The organism is Mycobacterium sp. NGS68 (assembly GCF_059812195.1).
Genome location: NZ_JCALCE010000016.1, coordinates 49,413 through 55,656 on the forward strand (window position 1 = coordinate 49,413; position 6,244 = coordinate 55,656).

At 70.1% G+C, this 6,244-nt stretch carries 6 protein-coding genes; 3 read left to right on the forward strand and 3 right to left on the reverse strand.

Annotated features, from left to right (window positions below):
• Positions 1–86 precede the first annotated feature (86 nt).
• The 3 genes from AC5Y5V_RS18425 to AC5Y5V_RS18435 all read left to right on the forward strand — a co-directional run bounded on the left by AC5Y5V_RS18425 (position 87) and on the right by AC5Y5V_RS18435 (position 2,248).
• Entirely contained in the window at positions 87–623 is a 537-nt protein-coding gene (locus tag AC5Y5V_RS18425) for a hypothetical protein (protein WP_499938177.1), read from the forward strand.
• A 90-nt stretch (positions 624–713) separates the two neighbouring features.
• The gene (locus AC5Y5V_RS18430; protein ID WP_499938179.1) at positions 714–1,670 is read left to right on the forward strand and encodes a phosphatidate cytidylyltransferase; all 957 of its coding nucleotides are present in this window, start codon (positions 714–716) and stop codon (positions 1,668–1,670) included.
• Between the two features lie 2 nt (positions 1,671–1,672).
• On the forward strand, positions 1,673–2,248 hold the full coding sequence (locus AC5Y5V_RS18435) for a hypothetical protein (protein ID WP_499938181.1): 576 nt from the start codon (positions 1,673–1,675) through the stop codon (positions 2,246–2,248).
• Between the two features lie 6 nt (positions 2,249–2,254).
• Here the strand turns inward: AC5Y5V_RS18435 and AC5Y5V_RS18440 are convergent, their stop codons facing one another.
• The 3 genes from AC5Y5V_RS18440 to AC5Y5V_RS18450 all read right to left on the reverse strand — a co-directional run bounded on the left by AC5Y5V_RS18440 (position 2,255) and on the right by AC5Y5V_RS18450 (position 6,179).
• Positions 2,255–2,887, reverse strand: a complete 633-nt coding sequence (locus AC5Y5V_RS18440; protein ID WP_499938183.1) for a lysophospholipid acyltransferase family protein — start codon at positions 2,885–2,887, stop codon at positions 2,255–2,257.
• Complete coding sequence (locus AC5Y5V_RS18445; RefSeq protein WP_499938186.1) at positions 2,884–3,711, reverse strand: CDP-alcohol phosphatidyltransferase family protein; 828 nt, start codon at positions 3,709–3,711, stop codon at positions 2,884–2,886. Before AC5Y5V_RS18445 ends, AC5Y5V_RS18440 begins: the two co-directional genes overlap by 4 nt.
• Positions 3,712–3,923: 212 nt before the next feature.
• Positions 3,924–6,179 (reverse strand): MMPL family transporter, encoded by a 2,256-nt coding sequence (locus AC5Y5V_RS18450; RefSeq protein ID WP_499938188.1) that lies wholly within the window; start codon positions 6,177–6,179, stop codon positions 3,924–3,926.
• Between the last annotated feature and the right edge of the window lie 65 nt (positions 6,180–6,244).

Genomic DNA, 6,244 nt, shown 5'->3' on the forward strand with positions numbered 1-6,244 from the left:
AATTCGCCCGAAGTCCCGCCCCCGCATACGGTCGCGGCCTACCGTTAGCCACCATGGGGCGCGGTGCTGCTCGAGCTATCACCACTTTGGTCACGACAATCGCGGCGCTGCTCCTCGCGCCGGTGGGTGTCGCCGCCCCGGCCGTCCAACCGGTGGACGGCGCCCCCTGTGACGCGGCCGATCCGGATTCGCAAACGTTTGCCAGGCCACGATCCGGTTCGGCCGAACCCGAGGCGCTGCTGTGTGTCGGCTTCCTGCCTCGGCATTGGCAGCGCATTGACGGGCTGCGGCGGCCCGTGCACAGCTTCTACACGTACGGGCCCACCTCGACGCTGTTCCCCGGGGATGTCAACCTGGGCGACTGGTGGGACGGCGTCGGGGCGACGACGGACTCGATATGCGTTGAGGAACAGATGTTTTCCGACGGCAGGCCGCCCGAGACGCGGTCCAACAACGTCGGGCAGTACTTCGGCTTCAAGGTGTCCCCCGGCATGACCAGCCTGAGCCTGAAAGGCAACTGCCGCTGGCTGATATCGCCGTGCAACGGCAAGTCTGGGCCGTGCACCGCGGGATATCTACCGCCGCTGAGGGCTAACCGCGAGCGCCAGACCGAATTTACGTAGCGCCATCGACCGGCGGTTCCCCGGCAAGTCGGTCAGCTAGATTCCGCACTCACGCCGTGATTCGCGTGGCGTATGACCAAAGGCGTCGACGTGGGCTTATCGTGTCCCCAACCGCCGTCGTCGGGAGGCTTTCACACGTTGATGATCGTCGACCAGTACCTGCGAATTCTGCACTTCGACCGGCGCATGCCGCTCAATGTCGACCTCGGTCCGCTGCACATCCATCTGTACTCGCGGTCCGTGTTCTTCATGTGGATCACGGTGGGGCTGCTGGCGATCGGCGGCATCGCCGTATTCGCCTCGCGCAAGCGGGAGCTGATCCAGCGTTGGAGCAGCTGGATGATGATCGCGCCGGCGGTCGGCATACCGATCTGGTTGGGCCACGGCACCACCGCCGTGCTGGCCGCCGCGCTGGCGGTGGTCGCCGTGGCCGAATACGAGCGCCTGGTGAAGCTGGGCAAGGTCGACTTCGGCCTGTTGCTGGGGCTGGCTGTGCTGTATCCGCTGGCGGCCTGGCTGCGCCCGTCGCTGCTGAGTCTCGCGCCGATCGTCGTCCTCGCCTGCGCGCTGCCGTCGGTGCTCAGCGGTGACGTCGAACATGGCGTCCCGCGGACGGCGTTCACCGCGTTCGGTTCGGTGTGGATCTGCTGGTCGCTGGCGCACCTGGTGGTGTTGTGGTCCAACGCGTACCTGGTGTGCTTCGCGGCGGCCGCCGCCGACGTCGCCGCCTGGTGCGGCGGGAAGGGGTTGCGCAAGTTCGGCTGGGCCCGCCGGCCGCTGTCGCCGCTGAGCCCCAACAAGACGGTCGGCGGGCTGGTGGGTGCGGTCGTCGGGGCGTTTCTGGTGCTGACACTGCTGGGCACGATTTCGGTCGGGCTGCTGATCGCGGTCGGATTCGGCGGCGTGCTGGGCGACCTCGTCGAATCGATGGTCAAGCGGCAGGCGCAGGTCAAGGACGCCGGCTCGTGGCTGCCCGGGTTCGGTGGGCTGCTCGACCGGATCGACTCGCTGCTGCTGGTCCTGCCGCTGGCGTACCTGCTCGGATGAGCATGCACGAGCGTCAATCCCGGGTCTGGTCGGCGATCGCCCAGGTGATGTCCGGGCCGTACGGCCTGCCGCTGGCGTTCCTGTGGGGCTACGCCGAGGCGCTGAGCTGGTTCATCGTCGCCGAGATGGCCCTGTTCCTGTTCGCCGCCGCCGTTCCGCGCCGGGTGATGCCGTTGGCCGGGGCGGTGGTCGCCGGGTCCGTGCTGGGCGTGCTGACCAACGCGTGGCTGACGACTCGCGGAGTGTTGCTGCCCGCACCGCTGACCACCACGCGGATGGCGGCCACCGCCTATGGCCAATTCGCCGAGGGACCCAGCGCGATCATGCACCAGGCCTTGTCGGGCATACCGGTGAAGGTGTATGCCCGCGCCGCCGGCCAGCACGGCGTGGACCTCTGGGCGCTGGCCGGCTGGACGCTGCTGGAGCGCGGCCTGCGGATCTCCACGGTGGGCCTGGTGATCTGGGGGTTGTCCAGCGTGTTCCACCGCTGGCTGCGCCGCTTCTACGGCATCTACCTGATCGGCACCGCGATCATCTTCACCGCCGCGCTGTCGGCCGTGATCGCCGCATGGTCGTAGCGGGACTTACGCGGCCAGGGCGTACCGGTAGGCGGTCTGCGGCAGGCGGTCGCCGCGCAGGGCCATGACCTGTTCGCGCAACTGCTCGGGCGAGACACCGCGGGGGTCGACGGGCTGGCCGATGCGGCACTGCATCGGGGCGGGTGAGATGAAGTTGGCGCCCTTGGGCAGCACGTCGGCGGTGCCGAGCATCGCGACCGGTACGACGGGCACCCCGCAGTCTCGCGCCAACCGCAGTGCGCCGGAGCGGAATTCGCCGATGCTGCCGTCCTTCGAGCGGGTGCCCTCCGGGTAGATGACGACGGTGCGCCCGGCCTTCAGCGCGGGGCGGGCCGCGGCCAGCAACTGCTCGTAGGTGCCGCCGCCGGAGCGCCGCACCGGCAGCACGCCGGCCACCGCGGTCGCGATGAAGCGACGCACCGGCACGTCGAACCAGTAGTCGGCGGCCGCCGCGAACACCGGCTGGGCCCCCGGGGGAAGGGCGGCCAGCAGGGCCGCGGTGTCGGCGTGCGAAGAGTGGTTGGCCACGACGATGCAGCCACCGCGCACCCGCCACTGTCCGGTCACGGTCAGCCCGCCCGAAGCGGCAGCCACCGCGCGCCACATCCAGTGCCGCAGGACGCTCGAGAATCCGGTCATGATGCCAGCACCTCCTGGGTGTCTTGCTGCTTGGCGGCCAGCTCGCGACGGGCGGCCCGCAGCCGCAGCACGGTGGTGATCAGCGAGCCGTTCACCAGTTGCGTGCACATCACCGGCAGGATGACCGGGAACGCCGTCGCCAGCAGTACGAAAAGGCAACGTTCCGTCTTGCCCAGCGGGCCGCCGTTGCGCCGCTGCGCGCCGGCGCCGGCCGCGGCCAGCGACGCGAACGTCGGCAGCGTGGCCGCCAGCGCCGCCGCCATGACCATGAGCACCGGCCACGACAAGAAGTGCAGACCCGGGCCGCGCTGCTGCGCCGCCCACACGGCCAGGCCCGCGAAGGTCAGCAGGTCCGACGCACGGTCACCGACCTCGTTGACGACGAATCCCCATGGCCGGCTCACCCCGCGGGCACGGGCAACCGCGCCGTCCAGGTTGGCGCCGGCCAGCCGCAGCGCCAGGAACAACGCCGCCAGTGGCCACAGGCCCAGCGCGATGGTCACACCGGCCAGCCCGGCAGCCACCACTCCGGCCACGGTGAACACGTCGGGCGAGATCTGGCGGGCCACGGCGGCGTTGAGGATCGGGGTCAGCCGACGGGTGTACCAAGGCTTCAGCGCGTAGAGGCCCAGCCACTTGCGGGGCGCGGGCGGTGAAATCGGGGCGACGGGCACAACCGCGGCGACGGCATTGATCCGGGGCAGCGGGTGGCTGTCGGTCGAGGCGAGGGCGCGGGATCCGGTGGTGTAGCAGGCGCGGTGCGCGCCGGCGGCGGGTGTGCGGGGCCGATGTAGCGTCAGGGCGCTTTCGCGGGTGGCGCTCACGTGGTTTCCTTTCGGTGGCGGGGTCTCTGCGGAGAAGTGGACACCGGCCGGGGAGCTACCGGTCCCAATTTCTCCGGCGGAGAAGCGCTGGGTGTACCAAGATTGGGGCGCCCCGCTTGCCGCATCTTCGTGAAACGCTTGCGGAATCCTTGCGTCCGATCGGGGCATGCAATTCAGCATGCGGGGCGGCGGCGCGCCGCGGATGAGTAGGACTACGCGTCTTGGCCGGTATCGGTCGCCGGCCAGCGGCTGACACCCTCGTTGAACCCGAACCGAGCATGCAGGCGGGCCAGGGGTTTCGGCGCCCACCAGTTGACCCTGCCCAGCACGTGCATGAAGGCCGGCACCAGCGCCATCCGCACCAGCGTGGCGTCGGCCACCACCGCCACCGTCAGCCCGAAGCCGAACAGCCGCATGAACGACACCTGCGCGGCCATCAACGCGGCGAACGAGATCGTCATGATCAGCGCCGCTGCCGTGATAACGCGTCCGGTGTGGGCCACCCCGAGCGCGACGCTCTTGTCGTTGGCGCCCCAGCCGCGGTGCGAGATCAGCCAGTACTCGCGGATCCGCGCCATCAGGAACACCTCGTAGTCCATCGAAAGCCCGAACGCGATGCAAAACAGCAGCACCGGCAGCTCCACCCCCAGCGTGCCGGTCGCCGCCGTGCCCAGCCCGCCCAGATGCCCCTCCTGGAACACCCAGACGAGGGCACCGAACGCCGCGGTCAGCGACAGGACGTTCATCAGCACCGCCTTGACGGGCAGCACCGCGCTGCCGGTCAGAAGGAACACCAGGACCATCGTGATCGCCGCGATGATCGCGAGCACCCACGGCAGCCGCGACGATATTGCGTGCACGCTGTCGCGGTTGGCCTGCGCCGGCCCGGCCAGCTGCATTGGCCTGCCTGCCGGGGTTGCAACTGCGTGCAGCCGGTCGAGCTGGACGGCGGAGGCTTCGGAATAGAGCGGCGCCGTGGTGGTGACGGTCAGGAAGGCGCTGCGGTCTTTGAGCCCGGCCGGTGCCGCCGGCGGCCCGGGCCACGGCCTGCCGTCGGCGAAGGTGGCGCGCGGCGAGGAGACCGATACGACGTCGGGCACCCGCGACAGCGCGGCGGCGTAGGCATCGAGGTCGCCGGGGGTGAGATTCATGGCGTCGGGCAGCACGACGGTGATGTCGGGAGTTCCGTTGCCCGGGAAGTCTGTGCGCAGCTGGTCCCCGACCTGACGGGCCGACGCACTGGTGGGCAGTATCCGGTCGTCGGCGAAGCCCCACTTCACGTCACGAAACGGCGCGCCGAGCAGTAGCAGGAGCGCAGTCACGGCGATGCCGATCGGCACCGCGTGGCGCATCACGAATCTCGTCCACCGGTACCAGAACCACTCATCGACGGGCGTGGGTCGCGGGTCCGCCCGCCGGAGGGCCCGCCGCGTCAGGCGGCGCACGTCCAGCGCGTCGAGCCGTTCGCCCAGCAGCGCGACGGCCGCGGGTGTCACGACGATCGCCGCCGTCGCCGTGAACGCGACGACCACCGCCCCGGCGTAGGCGAACGACTTCAGGAAAAACGGCGGGAACAGCACCAGCGCCGCCATCGACAACGCGACCGTCAACGCCGAGAACAGCACGGTGCGCCCGGCCGTGGCCATCGTGCGGATCAGCGCGGCGTCCCGGGTCTGCCCTTCCGCCAGCTCGTCTCGGAACCGGCTGAGGATCAGCAGCGTGTAGTCCACGGCCAGCGCCATGCCCAGCGCGACGGTCAGGTTCAGGGCGAAGACGGACACGTCGGCGAACAGCGTGATCGCGCGCAGCGACGCCATGGCCCCGAGGATCGAGAAGACGCCGACCGACACCGGCAGCGCCGCCGCCACCAGGCCACCGAAGACCCAGACCAGCAGCAGGAAACTCAGCGGCAGCGCCAGCGACTCCATCAGCAACAGGTCTTGCTGGGTCTGCCCGTTGACCTGCCAGGCGACGGCGGCGTCGCCGCCCGCGCGTACCGTGACGCCGTCGCGGTCGTGGGCGAGTTCGTCGGCGAGGTGTTCGGCGTAGGTCAGTGTGTCGTTCTCGCCGCCGGTGAGGGCGGCGACGATCAGTCCGGTTTTGCCGTCCTTGCTGATGAACTTTGGCGCCGCCTGCGGCGACACCGTCCACGGCGAGGCCACCGACCCGACGTGCGCCGAATGTTGCAGCCGCGCAGCGATATCGGAGCCGACCACGCTCGCGTGCGGTCCGAGCGCCCCGTCGCCGGCGGTGACCGCGAACAGCAGGCTCAGGTCGCCCTGGCCGAACTTCGTCGAGAGCAGGGCCGACGCCTTGGACGATTCGGCGCCTGGATCCAGTCCGCCGCCGGCCGACAGCGACTTGACCACGGGGACGCCGAAGATCGCGGCGCCGACCATCACCAATACGGCGGCCGCGAGGACGCGGCGCGGGGCCGCGATGGCGAGCCGAGCGACTCCCGTCAGCACGTCGCCCCCCGGTGCCGAGCAGACGCAAAAGCCCCCAATTCGAGCCGAATTTGGGTGCTTTTGTG